The organism is Streptomyces sp. NPDC005574, from assembly GCF_040605435.1.
Taxonomy (GTDB): domain Bacteria; phylum Actinomycetota; class Actinomycetes; order Streptomycetales; family Streptomycetaceae; genus Streptomyces.
On sequence record NZ_JBEXCW010000311.1, the window covers coordinates 1 to 1,548 of the forward strand.

General features: G+C 66.0%; 2 protein-coding genes. Both read right to left on the reverse strand.

All coding sequences use genetic code 11. From position 1 onward, the window contains the following. Window positions 1-288: 288 nt before the first annotated feature. The gene (locus tag ABZT03_RS44405; RefSeq protein WP_356050024.1) at window positions 289-1,101 is read right to left on the reverse strand and encodes an ATP/GTP-binding protein; all 813 of its coding nucleotides are present in this window, start codon (window positions 1,099-1,101) and stop codon (window positions 289-291) included. Between the two features lie 56 nt (window positions 1,102-1,157). Next, window positions 1,158-1,493: a secreted protein/lipoprotein gene (locus ABZT03_RS44410; RefSeq protein ID WP_356050026.1), complete on the reverse strand. Its 336-nt coding sequence runs from the start codon at window positions 1,491-1,493 to the stop codon at window positions 1,158-1,160. Between the last annotated feature and the right edge of the window lie 55 nt (window positions 1,494-1,548).

Consider the following 1,548-nt stretch of genomic DNA (forward strand, 5'->3'; position numbering starts at 1 on the left):
GGAAAGAGGCACTGAACCAGTTCTCACTCTTCTTCGAGGACCGGCTCAGCATCCAATGAAACCAACCGACTTACACAAGATCGCTGACACGCCCGCGGAAGATCCCCAGTCCCCCAGGAACGCCCGTGTCGTCCCCGGCGGCCGCATCTTGCGTTTGATTCGTAGGCGTCAGGGCGCGGTGGCGTCTGTGATTCGTAGGTTGCAGCCACGGCGATAGGTACCGGCCGAGGCTGATCTATGCGGCTGGCGCTGCGGCCGGTAGGAGCGTGACGGTCGCGACTGCTGATGTCAGTTGAGGACCTGGAGCTCCGTAAGAGGGGCCGAAACTTGGGATTGCCGGGTTTCGGTGAGCTGTCCGGCTTGTGCGCCGCCGCCGCTGGTGACCTGCCAGTTGATGGTCCAGGTGGAGGTGGCGGTGATCTGGTAGCGGCCCTCGGGCTGTCCGGTGGAGGTGCGCGTGTAGGTGTGGCCGCAGGTGGGAGAGTCGCTCTTGCCTGCGGCTGCGGTGTACGGGGTGCCGGGGCCGGTGCACGTCACGGCGGTGCCATCTCCGGTCTGCCACACGATCTTCGAGACTTTCGCGGTCGCGGTGACGCTCACGCCGCCTGCGGAGGCGCTGGCGGTGTTGGGTCCGTAGGTGGTCGGGCTTTGGTTGACCCACATCCACATCGGCATTCCGACCAGGTATTTTCCTGTCGGTCGTGGGCTGGCGATGTCGGGGCCGGCGAGTTTCATGCTGTCGACGGCTCGCTGGGCGAGAACGGCTGGGTCGACGGTCGCTGCCTGGGGCGGCGGGTTGGCCAGCCACTGCCGCCGGACGACGCTGTCGGGGCTGTCGAGGTAGTGGCAGGTCTGTGTGTAGACGGCGCCGTCACCGGGCTTGTGCCCTTCCCAGTCCAGGGAGCCCGTCGGAGGCTGTGGTGACATCAGCTTGTAGGTGCAGGTCCACGGACTGCTGCTCGTGCCGCTTCCTTCAGGCTTGTTTCCCGTGTTGTCGTGGGCGCCGCTGCCGGCCTGGCCGGGGTCGTCGGCTTCTACTTCGCAGATGAAGTGGCCGCACTCCACGCCGCCGCCGAGCCCGTCCGCAAGGGCAGTGGGCATTGTGCCGAGAAAGGCCAGGATGGCGACGCCGACGGCGATTGCGGTGCGGGTGGGCGTCAACACTTCTTGCCCTGGGGCTCGTCCCGGACGACGCGCCAGCCTTCCGGCCACTCTTCCAGCGTGGTGGCGATCAGGTACTTAGTCAGCCGGCCGGTGGGGAGGTCGACGGGTTCGCGGGTGTCGGCTACGACGGGCTGCCAATGGGAGACGTCCAGGCAGCTGGACAGCTTTACGTTGGGCACTTGGCGGTCCAGGCCGATGGCGGTGACCGTGGACGCCGAAACGTTCACCGCGCCGATGTAGACCCGGTTTCGTGCGTGCGCCCGCTGCGCATCGTTCTCCGCCACGGCCAGGGGCGTGTCAGCGATCTTGTGTAAGTCGGTTGGTTTCATTGGATGCTGAGCCGGTCCTCGAAGAAGAGTGAGAACTGGTTCAGTGCCTCTTTCC

Coding starts and splice junctions, on each gene's coding strand:
- ABZT03_RS44405 (WP_356050024.1), bottom strand. CDS start 1,101: ATGCCCACTGCCCTTGCGGACGGGCTCGGCGGCGGCGTGGAGTGCGGC.
- ABZT03_RS44410 (WP_356050026.1), bottom strand. CDS start 1,493: ATGAAACCAACCGACTTACACAAGATCGCTGACACGCCCCTGGCCGTG.